This window comes from Streptomyces anthophorae (assembly GCF_049310305.1).
GTDB lineage: Bacteria > Actinomycetota > Actinomycetes > Streptomycetales > Streptomycetaceae > Streptomyces.
Map to the genome: position 1 here is coordinate 4,676,354 of NZ_JBLWQQ010000001.1, position 16,785 is coordinate 4,693,138.

Sequence of the window (16,785 nt, forward strand, 5' to 3'; positions counted from 1 at the left end):
CTCCGGGGCGATCGACCGTGCTCGACCGTGATCGGCCCGGAGAGCTGATCTCCGGGCCGATCAGCCCAGGGGGTGCGCGGCCAGCAGGTCGCCGAGTGCCTCCTCGTGGGCGGCGGCCGGGCCGAGCGAGAGCTCCAGGTGCTTGGCCCACGCGTGATAGCGGTGCAGCGGGTAGTCCGTGTCCGCGCCGAAGCCGCCGTGCAGATGCTGGGCGGTCTGCACGACGCGGCGTACGCCGTCGGATGCCCAGGTCTTGGCGACCGCCACGTCCCCCGCGACCGGTAGCGGGCCGCTCGCTCCACTGCTGATGCGCCAGGCCGCCTGCCACAGCGTGGCCTCCATGGCGCGCAGGTCGATGTAGCGGTCGGCGGCCTGCACGGCCACCGCCTGGAACGTGGCGATGGGGTGGCCGAACTGCTCGCGCTTGCCCGCGTAGTCACTGGTCATCTTGAGCACGCCCTCGCCGAGGCCGAGCGCGAGCGCGCAGGTGCCGGTGGCGAGCAGGTCGTGCAGCCGGGACCAGGCCGTGGCGTCCTCGATGAGGTGCCGCGCCTCGACGCGCACGCCGTCCAGACGGAGCTCGGCCTGGCGCTCGCCGGTCGTCGATATCTGCTCGGCGAGCGTGAGCCCGGGTACGTCGGAGAACGGCCCGGGGAGCACCGCGAGCACCGCTTCGCCCTCGCCGGTGTGGGCCGGGACGAGGATCCGGTCGGCGCCGAAGGCCCAGGGCACGGCCGTCTGCACACCGTCGAGCACCCAGGTCTCAGGGCCCGCGTCGGTCTCCTTGCGTGCGGTGACGGCCAGTTCGGCCGGGTCGTGTCCGGTGCGGCCCGCGGAGGCGACGGTCAGCACGAGCTCGCCGCGCGCGGCGCGGGGGAGGATCTCCTGCCGCAACTCCGCTCCACCGCAGGCCTGTACGACCGTCGCCGCCGCGCTGTGTTCGAGCAGCGGGATCCGGGCGAGTACCTTCGCCGATTCGCGCAGCACCAGACAGAGCGCGATGGCGTCGAGCCCCGCTCCGCCGTGTTCGGGACCGACCAGCAGGCTGAGCAGGTCGGCGTCGGCGGCCTTCGCCCACAGCGCCCGGTCGAAGTCCTCGGCGACCGCGCCCGAGGTGAGCGAGGGGCTGGGCACACCGTCCGGCGCGACCGGACCGAACACCGCCTGTGCCGCCTCGACGGCCGCCTGTTGCTCCTCGGAGAAGGTGAAGTCCACTGGCCTTTCCTCCCGTTGCTGCCGTTCCTGCCGTACCGCGCCGCGATCTGACGGGTCGTCAAGATAGAACAGGTTCTACGAGAAGGGAACAGTGCCCGGTGGGGTGGTCCAGTGGGCCGGCCCGTCGGGTGGTCCGGTGGGGTGGCCCGGTGGGGTGCCGGGCTCAGCGGTCGAAGTCCAGCTCCACCTTCTCCGTGGTCGGATGCGACTGGCAGGCCAGCACATAGCCCGCCTCCGTCTCCTCGGCCTCCAGCGCGAAGTTCCGGTCCATGCGGATCGAGCCGGAGACCAGGAACGCGCGGCAGGTCCCGCAGACGCCGCCCTTGCAGGCGTACGGCGCGTCCGGCCGGTTGCGCAGCACCGTCTCCAAGAGGGACTCGCCGTCCTGGACGGGCCAGCTGCCCGAACGGCCGTCGAGCTGCGCCGTCACCGTGCTGTGCGCGGGGGCCGACGGGTCGGTGGTCGCGGTGGTCCGCGGCTCCCGGGCCGAGGGGCCGTCGTCGACGTGGAATATCTCCTCGTGGACGCGCTCGCGCCGTACACCAAGTGCGCGCAGCGCCCGCTCGGCGCCCTGCACGAGCCCGTACGGTCCGCACAGGTACCAGCCGGCCACCCGCTCCACCGGCAGCAGTGCGGGCAGCAGCGCCGCGAGCCGCTCCTGGTCGAGCCGGCCGGACGCCAGGCCCGCCTGCTGATCCTCCCGGGAGAGGACGGTGACCAGCTGGAACCGGTCCGGGTACCGGTCCTTCAGGTCGGCCACCTCCTCCAGGAACATCGTCGACGCGGTGGTCCGGTCGCTGCGTATCAGGCAGAACCGCGCGTGCGGCGCCCGCTCCAGGAGGGTGCCGGCGATGGACAGGACGGGTGTGATGCCGCTGCCGCCGACCACCGCGGCGTAGTGCGCGGAGGCGGTGTCGGGCGTGGGGTCGAGGGTGAAGCGGCCGGCCGGGGTCATCACCTCCAGCTCGTCCCCGACGGCGATCTCCTTGTGCGCGTACGTGGAGAAGGCGCCCTCGTCGACCAGGCGGACGCCGACCCGGAGGCTGCTCGGTGCCTCGTGCGCCGGGGCGGTCGAGCAGATCGAGTACGTGCGCCGGATCTCCGCTCCGTCCACGGTGCGGCGCAGGGCGAGGTGCTGTCCCGGCGTGAAGCGGTAGGCCTCGCGCAGCTCTGGCGGCACGGCGAGCGTCAGCGCCACGGAGTCGTCGGTGAGCCGGTCGACCGCCGCGACGCGGAGCCGGTGGAAGCGGGCCCGTCCCCCTTCGTTCGCCATCACAACTCCTTGAAGTGGTCGAAGGGTTCGCGGCAGGACAGGCAGCGGCGCAGCGCCTTGCAGGCGGTGGAGGAGAACCGGCTCAGCAGTTCGGTCTCCGTCGACCCGCAGTGCGGGCAGGCGAGAGGCTCCGCGGTGGGCTCGGAGGCGGCGGCCCGGGAGGCGGTGTGCCGGGTGGGGCCGAGGGACACGGCGACCGGGCCCGCGGGTTCGCGTGTGGTGCGCGGCGGCGCTATGCCGAACTCCCGCAGCTTGCGGCGGCCTTCGGGCGTGATGTCGTCCGTCGACCAGGCCGGGGAGAGCACCGGGCGGACGGTGACCTCGGCGATGCCGTGCTCGTGCAGCACCCGCTCGATGTCGGCCGACATGGTCTCGATGGCGGGGCACCCGGTGTAGGTGGGGCTCAGCTCGACCTCCACGCGGCCGGGCCCGCGCGTGTGCACCGCGCGCAGTACGCCGAGTTCCTCCAGGTTCAGGACGGGCAGCTCGGGGTCGGGCACGGACCCGGCAAGGCGGCACAGTTCGGCTTCGAGCGGCGTCTCCCGCTCGGCCGGGTCCTGGTGGGCGTGCGCCGTGGTCACCATGACGCCCCCGGGTGGCTGCGGTGCAGATGCTGCATCTCGGCGAGCATCCGGCCGAAGGACTCGGTGTGCACGCCCTGCCGGCCGGCTCCCGCGCTCCAGGCGCCGAGTTGCGGGCCCTCGGGCACGGTCAGCGTCGCCTCTTGCAGAGTGCCGGTGATGGTCGTGGTCCACCTCGCCCGCAGGTCCTGCGGGTCGATGCCCAGGCCGGGGACCGGCTGGAACAGCTCGCCCGTGTACCGCCACAGCGCGTCGACCGCGCGCTGCATGCGGCCGTGGCTCTCCTCGGTGCCGTCGCCGAGGCGCAGCGTCCACTGCCGGGCGTGGTCCTGGTGGTAGGCGACCTCCTTGACCGCCTTGGCGGCCAGGGGAGCGAACTCGGAGTCCGCCCCGGCCAGTTCGGCGTAGAGGAGCTGCTGGTAGGCCGAGAAGTAGAGCTGCCGGGCGATGGTGTGGGCGAAGTCCCCGTTGGGCTGCTCGACCAGTTGCACGTTGCGAAAGGCGCGCTCCTCGCGCAGGTACGCCAGCTCGTCCTCGTCGCCCACCAGGCTCAGCAGGACGCGGGCCTGGCCGAGCAGGTCGAGGGCGATGTTCGCGAGGGCGACCTCCTCTTCGAGGACCGGTGCGTGGCCCGCCCACTCCCCCAGGCGGTGCGAGAGCACCAAGGCGTCGTCGCCGAGGGCCAGGGCGGCGGACGCGGTGTCCGACGTCCCCTGGGCGGGAGGCCGAGTCGTGTCGGGCTGCGTCACAGGTGCTTCACCCCTTCCGGGATCTCGTAGAACGTCGGGTGCCGGTAGGGCTTGTCGGCGGCGGGCTCGAAGAACGGGTCCTTCTCGTCCGGCGACGAGGCGGTGATCGCGGCGGACGGCACGACCCACAGGGAGACGCCCTCGCCGCGGCGGGTGTAGAGGTCCCGCGCGTTGCGCAGGGCCAGCTCGGCGTCCGGGGCGTGCAGGCTGCCGGCGTGCGTGTGGGAGAGGCCGCGGCGGGAGCGCACGAAGACCTCCCACAGGGGCCAGTCCGCGGTGCCGGAGGCACCGCCGGTGGCGCTGTTCGGGGTGTCGCTCATGCCGCCCTGCCTTCTCGCGTCGCCGTGCCGGATGTCACCGTGCCGGATGGGGAGTGCTTGGCCGCGTGGGCCGCGGCGGCCTCGCGCACCCAGGCGCCCTCTTCGTGGGCGCGCCTGCGCTGGGTGATGCGCTGTTCGTTGCACGGGCCGTTGCCCTTGAGGACCGCCTTGAACTCCGACCAGTCGATCGGTCCGAAATCGTGCTGCCCGCGCTCCTCGTTCCACTTCAGCTCCGGGTCGGGGAGCGTGAGTCCGAGGGATTCGGCCTGGGGGACGCAGATGTCCACGAAGCGCTGGCGCAGTTCGTCGTTCGAGTGGCGCTTGATCTTCCACTCCATGGACTGGGCGGAGTGCGCGGACTCGTCGTCGGGCGGGCCGAACATCATCAGGGAGGGCCACCACCAGCGGTCCACGGCGTCCTGCGCCATCGCGTGCTGGGCCTCGGTGCCGCGGCTGAGCGCGAGCAGCAGCTCGTACCCCTGGCGCTGGTGGAAGGACTCCTCCTTGCAGACGCGCACCATCGCCCGCGCGTACGGACCGTACGAGCAGCGGCACAGCGGCACCTGGTTGGTGATCGCCGCGCCGTCCACGAGCCAGCCGATCGCTCCCACGTCGGCCCAGGTCAGCGTCGGGTAGTTGAAGATCGAGGAGTACTTCTGGCGTCCGCTGTGCAGCTTGTCGAGCAGCTCGTCGCGGCCCGTGCCGAGGGTTTCCGCCGCGCTGTAGAGGTAGAGGCCGTGCCCCGCCTCGTCCTGGACCTTCGCCATCAGGATCGCCTTGCGGCGCAGGGACGGGGCGCGCGTGATCCAGTTCGCCTCCGGCTGCATGCCGATGATCTCGGAGTGGGCGTGCTGGGCGATCTGGCGCACGAGCGTCGCGCGGTAGGCGTCGGGCATCCAGTCGCGGGGTTCGATGCGCTCGTCCGCCGCCACCGCCGCGTCGAACGCGGCCTGGAACGCGGCGTCGCCCGGCTCGGCGGTGCCGTCCGCCCGTGCCTCGGCTGCGCGGTGGTGCGGGGTTGCTGTCGCCATGCCCGGTCCCCCTCGACCTTTGGGTGCCCGACCTCGGACGGGGGCTTCGCGCTCCCGACCGATCGTTCGGTTCGTCGGATTCAATGGTGGGTCTCGGCGCCGTAAGGTGTCAACCCTGTGCGGTCGGCCTGTGGATAACCTCGGACGTCTGTGCCGTGCGGGCGCTCCCCAGTACGGTTCCGGTGCGTCGTCTCGCGCGGCGACGGCTCGGAACCGGTTCGTCGCGGGGGCGCCGAGCGGCGGACGGACCAGGCGCCGGCAGAACCGGATCGGGATCGGGGAGTACCGATGGAGACAGAAGCAGGCGCCGCGGACGAGGGCGCCCGGCTCACGACGGAGCCAGCGGCTCCGCCGCGACCCCGTCTGTCCGAGCCATCGGGGCCAGGGGCCGAGCCGTCGGGCCCGCGGCCCGAGTCGCAGGCAGCGGAAACGGAAGCCGCCCCGGAGCCGGGTGGGCCCCGGCCCGCGGCGTCCGGGCGGCGCGGGATCGCGGCGCTCTCCCCCGGCCATCAGCTGACCGCCGTCCTCGCGCTCATCGGCGTCGCGCTCGTCACCTGCGTGCACATCCTCATGGTGTTCCTGCACGTCGCGCCGTCGAACACGCTCAGCAAGCAGCACGGCGCGCTGGTCAGCGCGTGGGTCTACCCGGAGTTCGAGCAGAACTGGAAGCTGTTCGCGCCGAACCCGCTGCAACAGAACATCGCGGTGGAGGCCCGCGCCGAGGTGCGTACGCCCGACGGCGAGCTGCGCGCGACCCGCTGGTACGGACTGTCCGCGCAGGACGGCGCCGCCATCGACGGCAACCTGCTGCCCAGCCACACGCAGCAGAACGAGCTGCGCCGCGCCTGGGACATCTACACGGGCACCCACGACGCGCGGAACCGGCCCAACGGGCTGCGCGGCACCCTGTCCGAGCAGTACCTGCGCCGCATCCTCGTGCTGCGCCTCGACCGGCTCGGCGCCGCCGGCAAGGGCGAGGCCGTCGAGCGCGTCCAGATCCGCTCGAAGACGACCAGTGTCGCGCCCCCGAAGTGGAGTGACGAGAAGGTGAACCAGAAGCCGGTGTACCGGCAGGTGCCGTGGTGGACGGTCACCTCCAGCGACGCGCCGCTCGACAGCGGTACGCGCGTGCGGGCGCAGTCCTCGGCGGACTCCGCTGCCGACTCCTCGACGGGCGGTGACCGATGAACGGCGCACCTTCCGTGGGGCGGATCGACCGCATGCAGCAGAGGCTGGGCGACGGCCTCCAGTGGATCACCGCGTCCGCGCTCGCCCCGTATCAGAGCGCCGTGATCCGCATCGGGTTCTCCGCGACCTGGCTGCTCTTCCTGCTGCGCGAGTTCCCGCACCGCCAGGAGATGTACGGCCCGAACGGGCCGTGGAGCTGGGGCATGGCGCAGCAGCTCACCGCGGACAACCACGCGTTCAGCGCGCTCATGTGGTCCGACGGGCAGGGCTGGTTCGAGCTGGTCTACATAGTGGCCGTGGTGTCGTCCGCGCTGCTGATGCTGGGCTGGCGGACCCGCACCATGTCGGTCGTCTTCATGATCGGTGTGCTGTCCCTGCAAAACCGCAGCGTGTTCATCGGGGACGGCGGCGACAACGTCATCCACCTCATGTCGATCTACCTCGTCTTCACCCGGTGCGGTCAGGTCTGGTCGCTGGACGCCCGCAGGGCGCGCCGGGGGGCCGAGGACCGGTTCGGGATCGTGCTGTGGTGGGTCATGGGGCTCGTCCTCGCCGCGATCACGTTCACCGGGAAGGTCGGCGGCGGCTGGCTGCTGTTCTTCTGGGGAATGTGGGCGGCACAGGCGCTGTGGTGGTCCGTGAACCGCCGCGATCCGCAGGGCGATTCCCGTCTCCTGTGCGACGTCGTCGCCAACCTCATGCACAACGCCGGACTGCTCGTGGTGATGGTCGAGGCGTGTCTGATCTACGCGACCGCGGGCTGGTACAAGATCCAGGGGAGTCGCTGGCAGGACGGCACCGCGGTCTACTACCCGCTCCACCTGGACTACTTCTCGCCCTGGCCCGCCCTGGGCGATCTGCTGACCACCTTCGGCCCGATGGTGCTGCTCGTGACGTACGGGACCGTGGCCGTGCAGGTCGCCTTCCCGTTCACGGTCTTCAACCGGCGCCTCAAGAACGTCCTGCTGGTGTTCATGATGCTGGAGCACGCGGTCATCGCCGTCGTGCTCGGACTGCCCTTCTTCTCGCTCGCGATGATCGCCGCGGACGCGGTGTTCCTGCCGACGTCCTTCTTGGTGCGCATCGGCGGTTGGGTCGCACGCGCGCGTAGTCGCGTTTTCTCCGCTACGAAGGCGCCGGCCGCGACCGGCCCGCTGGTGGAGGCCGACGGCGAAGCGGTGGCGGCGGAGCAGTCGGCCGTGCGCACGTAGGCTTCCTGCCGTGAACGGGACGAGTACGGCGGACGGCGCGGACGGCATGCGGGACGAGCGGACCGAGGGCCCACAGGGCGCGGGGACCGCCGAGGACTGCCTGCGCGTCTGGCGGCGGCTCGCGGACTCCGCGGTGCTGCTCGACGGGTTCCACGCCCTCAAGCACGCCGTACGCTTCGGCGCCGACGTCCCCGTGGCGCTCGCCGTCGACCGGGCGGCCGCGCTCGCCCTGGCCGAGGAACTCGCCCCCGACGTCGTACGGGACCTGGCGCGGCTCCTCGTGGAGGTGCCGGGCGAGGTGCTGCGCGGCCTCGTGCCACGGCTGCATCCCACCGGGGTCGCCGCGCTCGCCGGGCGTCCGGCGCGGGCAGGCCAGCTGGCTGCCCTGGGGCGCCCCGCGCGCGGCACCCCCGTCGTCGTCCTCGACAACCCGCGCAACCTCGGCAACGCGGGCGCCGTGATCCGCCTGGCCGCCGGCTACGGCGCCACCGGGGTCGTCACCACGGGGGACCTCGACCCCTGGCACCCCACCGTCGTACGGGGCGGGGCGGGGCTGCACTTCGCGACCGCCGTGGAGCGGCTCGCGGTCGAGGAGCTGCCGAGCGGGCCGCTGTACGCGCTCGACCCCGAAGGCGCGGACATCCGCGGGCTGAAGCTGCCCGACGACGCCCTGCTGGCCTTCGGTTCCGAGCGCAGCGGCCTCTCCGCCGAACTGCGCGCGCGTGCCGACCACTTGGTGTCGCTGCCGATGCGGCCCCAGGTCTCCAGCTACAACCTGGCCACCAGCGTCGGCATGACGCTCTTCCACTGGAGCGCGCACAGCACGAACGCGCCTTAGGCGGCCTCTCGGCGCACCTCCACCACCCGGAAGCGGTTCGCCACGAAGGCGCCGTCGCACAGCGCCGCGTTCGCCGCGGGGTTGCCGCCCGAGCCGTGGAAGTCGGAGAACGCCGCCGTCTGGTTCACGTACACCCCGCCCGTCAGGTTGAGCGAGAGCTGCGCGCACTCCTCCAGGCAGACGTCCTCGACGGCCTGTGCCACCTCGTCGGAGGTGGTGTACGCGCCGACCGTCATGGCGCCCTTCTCGCGCACCGTGCGCCGCAGGAGGTCCACCGCGTCACCGGTCGAGTCGACGGAGACCGCGAAGGAGACCGGGCCGAAGCACTCGCTCATGTAGGCGGCCTCCGCGTCGGGCTTGGCCCCGTCCAGCTTCACGATCACCGGTGTGCGGACGACGGCGTCCGGGAAGTCCGGGTTGCTGATCTCCCTTGAGGGCAGGGCGACTTCGCCGATGCCGGGGGCCGCGTCGAGCCGTGCCTTCACGTCCGGGTTGACCAGCGCGCCGAGCAGTCCGTTCGCCCGGGCGTCGTCGCCGAGCAGGCCGCCGACCGACTTCGCGAGGTCGGCCACCACCTCGTCGTACGCCTTCGGGCCCTCGTCCGTGCCGATGCCCGCGCGCGGCACCAGGAGGTTCTGCGGCGTGGTGCACATCTGGCCGCTGTACAGGGACAGCGAGAACGCCAGGTTCGCCAGCATGCCCTTGTAGTCGTCCGTCGAGTCGATGACGACGGTGTTGACGCCGGCCTTCTCCGTGTAGACTTGGGCCTGCCGGGCGTTCGTCTCCAGCCAGTCGCCGAAGGCCGTGGACCCCGTGTAGTCGATGATCCTGACCTCGGGGCGCACGGCCAGGGTCTTGGCGATGCCCTCCCCGGGCCGCTCGGCCGCCAGCGCCACCAGGTTCGGGTCGAAGCCCGCCTCGGCGAGGACCTCGCGGGCCACCTGCACGGTGAGCGCGAGGGGCAGCACCGCGCGCGGGTGCGGCTTCACCAGGACCGGGTTGCCGGTGGCCAGGGAGGCGAACAGGCCGGGATACCCGTTCCACGTAGGGAAGGTGTTGCAGCCGATCAGCAGTGAGACGCCGCGGGCCACCGGCGTGAACTCCTTGGTCAGGACCAGCGGATCGCGCTTGCCCTGGGGCTTGGACCACTCCGCCGTGTCCGGGGTCCGCACCTGCTCCACGTACGCGTACGCCACCGCTTCCAGGCCGCGGTCCTGCGCGTGCGGGCCGCCCGCCTGGAACGCCATCATGAAGGCCTGGCCGCTGGTGTGCATGACCGCGTGCGCGAACTCGTGCGTCCGCGCGCTGATCCGGGACAGGATCTCCAGGCAGGTCACCGCGCGCACCTCGGCGCCCGCCTCGCGCCACGCGCGCATGCCCGCGCGCATGGCAGGCAGCTGCACGTCGATGTCGGCGTGCGGATACGTGACACCCAACTCGATCCCGTACGGCGACACTTCGCCGCCCACGAAATCGTCCGTACCGGGCTGGCCGAGGTCGAGGCGGGTGCCGAGCAGGGCGTCGAAGGCGGCCTTGCCCTCGGGCATGCTCAGGCTCCCGCCCTCTCCGTAGGCCTTGGGGTGCTCCGGGTGCGGGGACCAGTACGCGCGCGTACGAATCGATTCCAGCGCCTGGTCGAGCGTCGGCCGGTGCTTGGCGATCAGGTCGTGCGCGGTGAGTTCGGCGGCGGCCATGGGGGACCAACTCCTCCTGGGCTGCGGCTCCTCGTCGAGCCGGCGAGCTGGGCGGGACTGGACGGATCTGTGCAGGCTGGGCTGGGCAGGAACGAACCAACAGAGTTAGAGTAACCGAACGATCGGTCGGGACAAGGGGGTGCGGAAAAGCTGTGGAAAAGCCGGAGGAAATGCCGGACGGAATCGGCCGTGTGAGCCCCCGGGCCCCGGGGACCGGCCGGGTGCGGGAGGATCACGTGCATGACAGCACATGACCGGCTCGTTGCCGTGGTGGGCACCGGCACCATGGGCCAGGGCATCGCCCAGGTCGCCCTGGTCGCGGGGCATCCCGTCCGGCTGTACGACGCCGTGCCGGGGCGGGCGAGGAGCGCCGCCGAGGCGATCGCCGCGCGCCTGGACCGGCTCGTCGAGAAGGGCCGCATGGCCGCCGGGGAGCGGGCGGCCGCGGTGGACCGGCTCGAACCCGCTCAGACCATCGGCGAGTTGGCGCCCGCGACGCTCGTCGTCGAGGCCGTCCTGGAGCGGCTGGACGTCAAGCAGGAGCTGTTCCGCGAGCTGGAGGACGTCGTCGCGCAGGACTGTCTGCTCGCGACCAACACCTCGTCCCTGTCCGTGACGGCGATCGGCGGGGCGCTGCGCAGGCCGGGCCGCTTCGTGGGGCTGCACTTCTTCAATCCGGCGCCCCTGATGCCGCTGGTGGAGGTCGTCTCCGGCGCCGCCACCGACGTCACCGCGGCCACGCGCGCGTACGAGACCGCCCGCGCCTGGGGCAAGACCCCGGTGGCCTGTGCGGACACCCCCGGCTTCCTGGTCAACCGGATCGCGCGGCCCTTCTACGCCGAGGCATTCGCGGTCTACGAGGAGCAGGGCGCCGACCCCGCCACCATCGACGCCGTGCTGCGCGAGAGCGGCGGCTTCAGAATGGGGCCGTTCGAACTCACCGACCTGATCGGGCAGGACGTCAACGAGGCCGTGACGCGCTCCGTGTGGGAGGGCTTCTTCCAGGACGCGAAGTTCCGGCCCTCGCTGGCCCAGCGCCGCCTGGTGGAGGCCGGCCGCCTGGGCCGCAAGTCGGGCCGGGGCTGGTACGCGTACGGGGAGGACGCCGAGCGTCCAGAGCCGCACACCGCGGGTCCTGCGCGCCCGCCCGCGCGCGTGACGGTCGAGGGCGACCTGGAGTCCGCGGGCGAACTGATCCCGATGATGCGCGAGGCGGGCATCGAGGTCGTCCAGGAGGACGAGGACAAGGGCACGCGCATCGTGCTGCCCAGTGGCGGTCAGCTCGTGCAGGCGGACGGGCAGACGTCCGTCGAGTTCCGCGACGTCGTCTACTTCGACCTCGCCTTCGACTACCGCAAGGCCACCCGCATCGCCCTGGCCACCTGCCAGGAAGGCGACCCGCGCACCCTCGCGGAGGCCGTCGGGCTGTTCCAGGCGCTCGGCAAGGAGGTCAGCGTCATCGGCGACGTGCCGGGCATGATCGTGGCCCGCACCGTGGCGCGGATCGTCGACCTGGCGCACGACGCCCTCGCGCGCGGGGTGGCCACCGAGGGCGACATCGACACCGCGATGCGCCTGGGCGTCAACTACCCGCTGGGGCCCCTGGAGTGGGGCCGCAGGCTCGGCCGCGGCTGGGCCTGCGGGCTGCTCGAGGAGTTGCACGAACGCGACCCCTCGGGGCGGCACGCGCCGTCCCTGGCCCTCTTCCGGCACTCGTACACCCCCAAGAAGCGGGAGGGCTCCGCATGACCACCGCCCGACGGGACACGGGTGCGCGCCGCGACACCTACACGCCCGACAGCCTGCTCGCGGTCGCGGTCACCGTCTTCAACGAGCGCGGCTACGACGGCACGTCCATGGAGCACCTCTCCAAGGCGGCCGGCATCTCCAAGTCGTCGATCTACCACCATGTGGCGGGCAAGGAGGAGTTGCTGCGCCGCGCCGTGAGCCGCGCGCTCGACGGCCTCTTCGCGATCCTCGACGAGCAGCCCGCGCGCGAGGGACGCGCCATCGAGCGCCTGGAGTACGTCACGCGGCGCATGGTCGAGGTGCTCACCGGCGAACTGCCCTACGTGACGCTCCTGTTGCGGGTGCGCGGCAACACCGACACCGAGCGGTGGGCGATGGAGCGGCGCAGGGAGTTCGACCACCAGGTCGCCCAGCTGCTCAGGGCGGCCGCGGCCGACGGGGACGTGCGCGGTGACATCGAGGTGCGGCTCGCGACCCGGCTCGTCTTCGGGATGATCAACTCGCTGGTGGAGTGGTACCGGCCGGACGGCGGCGGCCTCGGCGACCGCGAAGTGGCGGACGCGGTCGTCGAGCTGGTCTTCCAGGGGCTGCGCAAGGCGGGCTGAGCCCGAGCGCCCTCGGGGCTCTCAGGAGTCCGGGGCGCTCGCTTCGAGGTCTTCCTCCTCGAAGACCAGCAGCGTGCGCGTGCTCAGCACCTCGGGGATGGACTGGAGCTTGGTGAGGACCAGTTCGCGCAGCGCCCTGTTGTCCTCCGTGTGCACCAGGATCAGGACGTCGAAATCGCCGCTGACCAGCGCGATGTGCGAGGCCTCCGGCAGTCTGCGCAGCTGCTCGCGCACGGTCCGCCAGGTGTTCTGGACGATCTTGAGCGTGATGTAGGCGGAGGCGCCCTGGCCCGCCCGCTCGTGGTTGACGCGGGCGCCGAAACCGCGGATCACGCGGTCTTCGATGAGGCGGTTGATCCGCGCGTAGGCGTTCGCCCGGGACACATGGACCTGCTCGGCCACGGAGCGTATCGACGCGCGCCCGTCCTTCAGGAGCATGTGCAGGATGTCCCGGTCGATGGCGTCCAGCGGGCGGGCCGCGGGGTCGGGCACCGGGCTCCCGGAGCCCTCGGCCATTTGTTCAGATGCCATCCGCCCCCGCCTCCTTACCATGGACGTACTGCATTCATCTCAGGCTGTGGAGAACCGATTGTCCACAGCCTGGAGGTGCCTGTAGCCAAAATGTGCCGTCGACCGAACAATCGGTAGGTGAGGCGCATCACATCCGACGCGCCGTCCGAGCCGCTCCCACGAGGAGGTGTCGTCATGACGGTCATGGACCAGCGGGCCGCGCGCGAGGGCAGGCCCGTCCCGCCGCCCGCCTGGCAGCCCCGCACGGATCCCGCGCCGCTGCTGCCCGATGCCGAGCCCCACCGGGTCCTGGGCACCGACGCGGCCGCCCGCGTCGACCCCGAGCTGCTGCGCCGCCTGTACGAGGAGGTGGTGCGCGGCCGCAGGTACAACACGCAGGCGACCGCGCTGACCAAGCAGGGCCGGCTCGCCGTGTACCCCTCGACGACCGGCCAGGAGGCCGCGGAGGTCGCCGCGGCGCTGGTCCTCGAGGAGCGGGACTGGCTCTTTCCCAGCTACCGCGACACCCTCGCCGCCGTCGCCCGCGGCCTCGACCCCGTCCAGGCCCTCACGCTGCTGCGCGGTGACTGGCACACCGGGTACGACCCGCGCGAGCACCGCATCGCGCCGCTCTGCACCCCGCTCGCGACACAGCTGCCGCACGCCGTGGGCCTCGCACATGCCGCGCAACTGAAGGGCGACGATGTGGTGGCGCTCGCCATGGTCGGCGACGGCGGGACCAGCGAGGGCGACTTCCACGAGGCGCTGAACTTCGCCGCCGTGTGGCAGGCCCCGGTCGTCTTCCTCGTGCAGAACAACGGGTTCGCGATCTCCGTGCCGCTGGCCAAGCAGACCGCGGCACCGTCCCTGGCCCACAAGGCCGTCGGGTACGGGATGCCGGGCCGCCTGGTGGACGGGAACGACGCGGCGGCTGTGCACGAGGTGCTCGGCGACGCCGTGGCCCGCGCGCGCGGGGGCGGCGGCCCGACGCTGGTCGAGGCCGTGACGTACCGGATGGACGCGCACACGAACGCCGACGACGCGACCCGCTACCGCAGCGAGGCCGAGGTCGAGATGTGGCGCGCGCACGACCCGGTCCTGCTCCTGGAGCGGGAGCTGACCGGACGCGGGCTCATCGACGAGGACGGCATCCGGGCCGTGCGCGACGGCGCGGAGGAACAGGCGGCCGAGCTGCGCGCACGCATGAACCAGGACCCCGCTCTCGACCCGATGGACCTGTTCGGCGACGTGTACGCCGAGCGGACACCCCAACTGAGAGAGCAGGAGGCCCTGTTGCGGGCCGAGCTGGACGCAGAGGCGGAAGGTGGCCAGGCATGACCACTGTGGCCCGGCCACCGAAGACCAAGCCCGCCACCATGGCGCAGGCCCTCGGCCGCGCGCTGCGCGACTCCATGGCCGAGGATCCCTCCGTGCACGTCATGGGCGAGGACGTGGGCACCCTGGGCGGTGTCTTCCGGATCACCGACGGGCTCGCGAAGGAGTTCGGCGAGGACCGCTGCACGGACACCCCGCTCGCCGAGGCGGGCATCCTCGGCTCCGCCGTGGGCATGGCGATGTACGGCCTGCGGCCCGTCGTGGAGATGCAGTTCGACGCGTTCGCGTATCCCGCCTTCGAGCAGCTGATCTCGCACGTCGCGCGGATGCGCAACCGCACGCGCGGCGCGATGCCGCTGCCCATCACCGTGCGGGTGCCGTACGGCGGCGGGATCGGCGGCGTGGAGCACCACAGCGACTCCTCCGAGGCGTACTACATGGCGACGCCGGGCCTCACCGTCGTCACGCCGGCCACGGTCGCGGACGCGTACGGGCTGCTGCGGCAGTCCATCGCCTCCGACGACCCGGTCGTCTTCCTGGAGCCCAAGCGCCTTTACTGGACCAAGGATTCGTGGAACCCCGAGGCACCGGAAGACGTTCTTCCGATAGGTACGGCAGTGGTTCGCCGCCCCGGCACCAGTGCCACGCTGCTCACGTACGGCCCGTCCGTGCCGGTCTGTCTGGAGGCGGCCGAGGCGGCCCGAGGGGAGGGGTGGGATCTTGAAGTGGTCGACCTGCGCTCGCTGGTGCCGTTCGACGACGCGACGGTCGCCGAGTCCGTCCGGCGCACGGGACGCGCGGTCGTCGTGCACGAGTCGGGCGGCTTCGGCGGGCCCGGCGGGGAGATCGCCGCGCGCGTGACGGAGCGCTGCTTCCACCACTTGGAGGCACCGGTGCTGCGGGTGGCCGGTTTCGACATTCCGTATCCGCCGCCCATGCTGGAGCGGCACCATCTGCCCGGAGTGGACCGGGTGCTGGACGCGGTGGCGCGGCTGCAATGGGATCAGTGAGGGACGGTGGGGTAATGGCGCAGGTGCTCGAGTTCAAGCTGCCCGACCTCGGGGAGGGGCTCACCGAGGCGGAGATCGTCCAGTGGCTGGTGGGAGTCGGCGACGTCGTCGCCGTCGACCAGCCCGTCGTCGAGGTCGAGACCGCCAAGGCGATGGTCGAGGTGCCGTGCCCGTACGGCGGTGTGGTCACGGCGCGCTTCGGCGACGAGGGCAGCGAACTGCCGGTCGGGGCGCCGCTGTTGATGGTGGCCGTGGGCGCGCAGTCGCCTTCGGACGTGCCGCTCTCGGACGTCCCCGCGCCGTCGTCGGCCACCGCGGCGGAAGAGCCCGCGCAGGCCCGGCAGGAGGCTCCTGAGAAGGCGCAGGAGGCGCAGGAGGCGAAGAAGGCGGAGAAGGCCGAGGGCTCGGGGAACGTGCTGGTGGGGTACGGAACCACCGCCGCGCCGACCCGGCGCCGGCGGGTGCGGCCCGCGCCGCTGGACAGCGTGCCGGCCGCACCGGAGAGCGCCCCGCGCGCCCAGGGCCCCGTGCCCGTGATCTCCCCGCTCGTCCGCAAGCTCGCCCGCGACCGCGGCGTGGACCTCAGAGAGCTGACCGGGTCGGGGCCCGACGGGCTCATCCTCAGGGGAGACGTGGAGAAGGCGGCGAAGGCGGCGAACGCGGCGGGCACCGTGAACGCGGCGAACGCCGTCACCGAGGCACCCGCCGCCCCCGCGCCGACCGAGCCCCCTGCCCCCGCCCGGCAGGAACACCGCACCCCCCTGCGCGGCATTCGCGGCGCCGTGGCCGACAAGCTGTCCCGCAGCCGTCGCGAGATACCCGACGCGACCTGCTGGGTGGACGCCGACGCCACGGAACTCATGCACGCACGCGTGGCGATGAATTCCGCGACCGGCCCCTCCTCGGGTCCCAAGATCTCCGTGCTCGCGCTCCTCGCCCGCATCTGCACCGCGGCCCTGGCCCGCTACCCGGAGCTGAACGCCACGGTCGACACCGAGCGGCGCGAGATCGTCCGGCTCGACGAGGTGCACCTCGGGTTCGCCGCGCAGACCGACCGGGGCCTGGTCGTGCCCGTCGTACGCGACGCCCACACGCGCGGCGCCGAATCGCTGAGCGCCGAGTTCGCCCGGCTCACCGAGGCCGCGCGGTCCGGGACGCTGTCCCCCGCGCAGCTCACCGGCGGCACCTTCACGCTGAACAACTACGGCGTGTTCGGTGTCGACGGCTCCACCCCGATCATCAACCACCCCGAGGCCGCCATGCTCGGCGTCGGCCGCATAGCCGCCAAGCCCTGGGTGCACCAGGGGGAGTTGGCCGTCCGCCAGGTCGTCCAGCTCTCGCTCACCTTCGACCACCGGGTGTGCGACGGCGGCACGGCGGGCGGCTTCCTGCGGTACGTCGCGGACTGCGTCGAGAACCCGGCGGTGCTGCTGCGCACGCTGTGACCGGTGCGCCAGGCGCGGCGGGTGGCAAGGT

At 72.4% G+C, this 16,785-nt stretch carries 16 protein-coding genes; 8 read left to right on the forward strand and 8 right to left on the reverse strand.

The window, feature by feature from the left end:
* Positions 1-60: 60 nt before the first annotated feature.
* From ACNYS0_RS21335 to paaA, 6 genes are all read right to left on the reverse strand, one after another.
* The gene (locus ACNYS0_RS21335) at positions 61-1,215 is read right to left on the reverse strand and encodes an acyl-CoA dehydrogenase family protein (RefSeq protein WP_422475858.1); all 1,155 of its coding nucleotides are present in this window, start codon (positions 1,213-1,215) and stop codon (positions 61-63) included.
* Positions 1,216-1,378: 163 nt separating this feature from the next.
* A complete protein-coding gene (paaE, locus tag ACNYS0_RS21340; protein ID WP_422475860.1) occupies positions 1,379-2,488 on the reverse strand; it encodes a 1,2-phenylacetyl-CoA epoxidase subunit PaaE in 1,110 nt (369 codons plus the stop codon).
* Positions 2,488-3,072 (reverse strand): 1,2-phenylacetyl-CoA epoxidase subunit PaaD, encoded by a 585-nt coding sequence (gene paaD / locus ACNYS0_RS21345; RefSeq protein WP_422475862.1) that lies wholly within the window; start codon positions 3,070-3,072, stop codon positions 2,488-2,490. Before paaD ends, paaE begins: the two co-directional genes overlap by 1 nt.
* On the reverse strand, positions 3,066-3,818 hold the full coding sequence (paaC, locus tag ACNYS0_RS21350) for a 1,2-phenylacetyl-CoA epoxidase subunit PaaC (protein WP_422475864.1): 753 nt from the start codon (positions 3,816-3,818) through the stop codon (positions 3,066-3,068). The genes paaD and paaC overlap by 7 nt, the downstream gene beginning before the upstream one ends.
* Positions 3,815-4,138 (reverse strand): 1,2-phenylacetyl-CoA epoxidase subunit PaaB, encoded by a 324-nt coding sequence (gene paaB / locus ACNYS0_RS21355; RefSeq protein WP_422475866.1) that lies wholly within the window; start codon positions 4,136-4,138, stop codon positions 3,815-3,817. Before paaB ends, paaC begins: the two co-directional genes overlap by 4 nt.
* The gene (paaA, locus tag ACNYS0_RS21360) at positions 4,135-5,169 is read right to left on the reverse strand and encodes a 1,2-phenylacetyl-CoA epoxidase subunit PaaA (RefSeq protein ID WP_422475868.1); all 1,035 of its coding nucleotides are present in this window, start codon (positions 5,167-5,169) and stop codon (positions 4,135-4,137) included. The genes paaB and paaA overlap by 4 nt, the downstream gene beginning before the upstream one ends.
* A 288-nt stretch (positions 5,170-5,457) precedes the next feature.
* Between paaA and ACNYS0_RS21365 the strand changes: the two genes are divergently transcribed.
* The 3 genes from ACNYS0_RS21365 to ACNYS0_RS21375 are packed head-to-tail and all read left to right on the forward strand — an operon-like array spanning position 5,458 to position 8,406.
* Entirely contained in the window at positions 5,458-6,357 is a 900-nt protein-coding gene (locus ACNYS0_RS21365; RefSeq protein ID WP_422475870.1) for a DUF5819 family protein, read from the forward strand.
* 32 nt (positions 6,358-6,389) lie between these two features.
* A complete protein-coding gene (locus ACNYS0_RS21370; protein WP_422475872.1) occupies positions 6,390-7,568 on the forward strand; it encodes an HTTM domain-containing protein in 1,179 nt (392 codons plus the stop codon).
* 46 nt (positions 7,569-7,614) lie between these two features.
* A complete protein-coding gene (locus tag ACNYS0_RS21375; protein ID WP_422482746.1) occupies positions 7,615-8,406 on the forward strand; it encodes a TrmH family RNA methyltransferase in 792 nt (263 codons plus the stop codon).
* Here the strand turns inward: ACNYS0_RS21375 and paaN are convergent.
* The gene (gene paaN, locus ACNYS0_RS21380) at positions 8,403-10,100 is read right to left on the reverse strand and encodes a phenylacetic acid degradation protein PaaN (protein WP_422475874.1); all 1,698 of its coding nucleotides are present in this window, start codon (positions 10,098-10,100) and stop codon (positions 8,403-8,405) included. The two genes, ACNYS0_RS21375 and paaN, sit on opposite strands and share 4 nt — an antisense overlap.
* Positions 10,101-10,340: 240 nt before the next feature.
* Between paaN and ACNYS0_RS21385 the strand changes: the two genes are divergently transcribed.
* Together ACNYS0_RS21385 and ACNYS0_RS21390 are read left to right on the forward strand one after the other, a co-directional pair.
* Complete coding sequence (locus tag ACNYS0_RS21385) at positions 10,341-11,849, forward strand: 3-hydroxyacyl-CoA dehydrogenase (protein ID WP_422475876.1); 1,509 nt, start codon at positions 10,341-10,343, stop codon at positions 11,847-11,849.
* The gene (locus ACNYS0_RS21390) at positions 11,846-12,454 is read left to right on the forward strand and encodes a TetR/AcrR family transcriptional regulator (protein ID WP_422475877.1); all 609 of its coding nucleotides are present in this window, start codon (positions 11,846-11,848) and stop codon (positions 12,452-12,454) included. Before ACNYS0_RS21385 ends, ACNYS0_RS21390 begins: the two co-directional genes overlap by 4 nt.
* 21 nt (positions 12,455-12,475) lie before the next feature.
* Here ACNYS0_RS21390 and ACNYS0_RS21395 read toward each other — a convergent pair whose 3' ends face one another.
* On the reverse strand, positions 12,476-12,985 hold the full coding sequence (locus ACNYS0_RS21395; RefSeq protein ID WP_422475879.1) for an Lrp/AsnC family transcriptional regulator: 510 nt from the start codon (positions 12,983-12,985) through the stop codon (positions 12,476-12,478).
* A 174-nt stretch (positions 12,986-13,159) separates the two neighbouring features.
* Between ACNYS0_RS21395 and pdhA the strand changes: the two genes are divergently transcribed.
* From pdhA to ACNYS0_RS21410, 3 genes are read left to right on the forward strand one after another with little or no spacing between them, the layout of a single operon-like run.
* Positions 13,160-14,302: a pyruvate dehydrogenase (acetyl-transferring) E1 component subunit alpha gene (gene pdhA / locus ACNYS0_RS21400; RefSeq protein WP_422475880.1), complete on the forward strand. Its 1,143-nt coding sequence runs from the start codon at positions 13,160-13,162 to the stop codon at positions 14,300-14,302.
* Positions 14,299-15,309, forward strand: coding sequence for an alpha-ketoacid dehydrogenase subunit beta (locus ACNYS0_RS21405; RefSeq protein WP_422408319.1), 1,011 nt, complete (start codon positions 14,299-14,301; stop codon positions 15,307-15,309). The genes pdhA and ACNYS0_RS21405 overlap by 4 nt, the downstream gene beginning before the upstream one ends.
* A 14-nt stretch (positions 15,310-15,323) precedes the next feature.
* A complete protein-coding gene (locus tag ACNYS0_RS21410; protein WP_422475882.1) occupies positions 15,324-16,754 on the forward strand; it encodes a dihydrolipoamide acetyltransferase family protein in 1,431 nt (476 codons plus the stop codon).
* Positions 16,755-16,785: the final 31 nt, after the last annotated feature.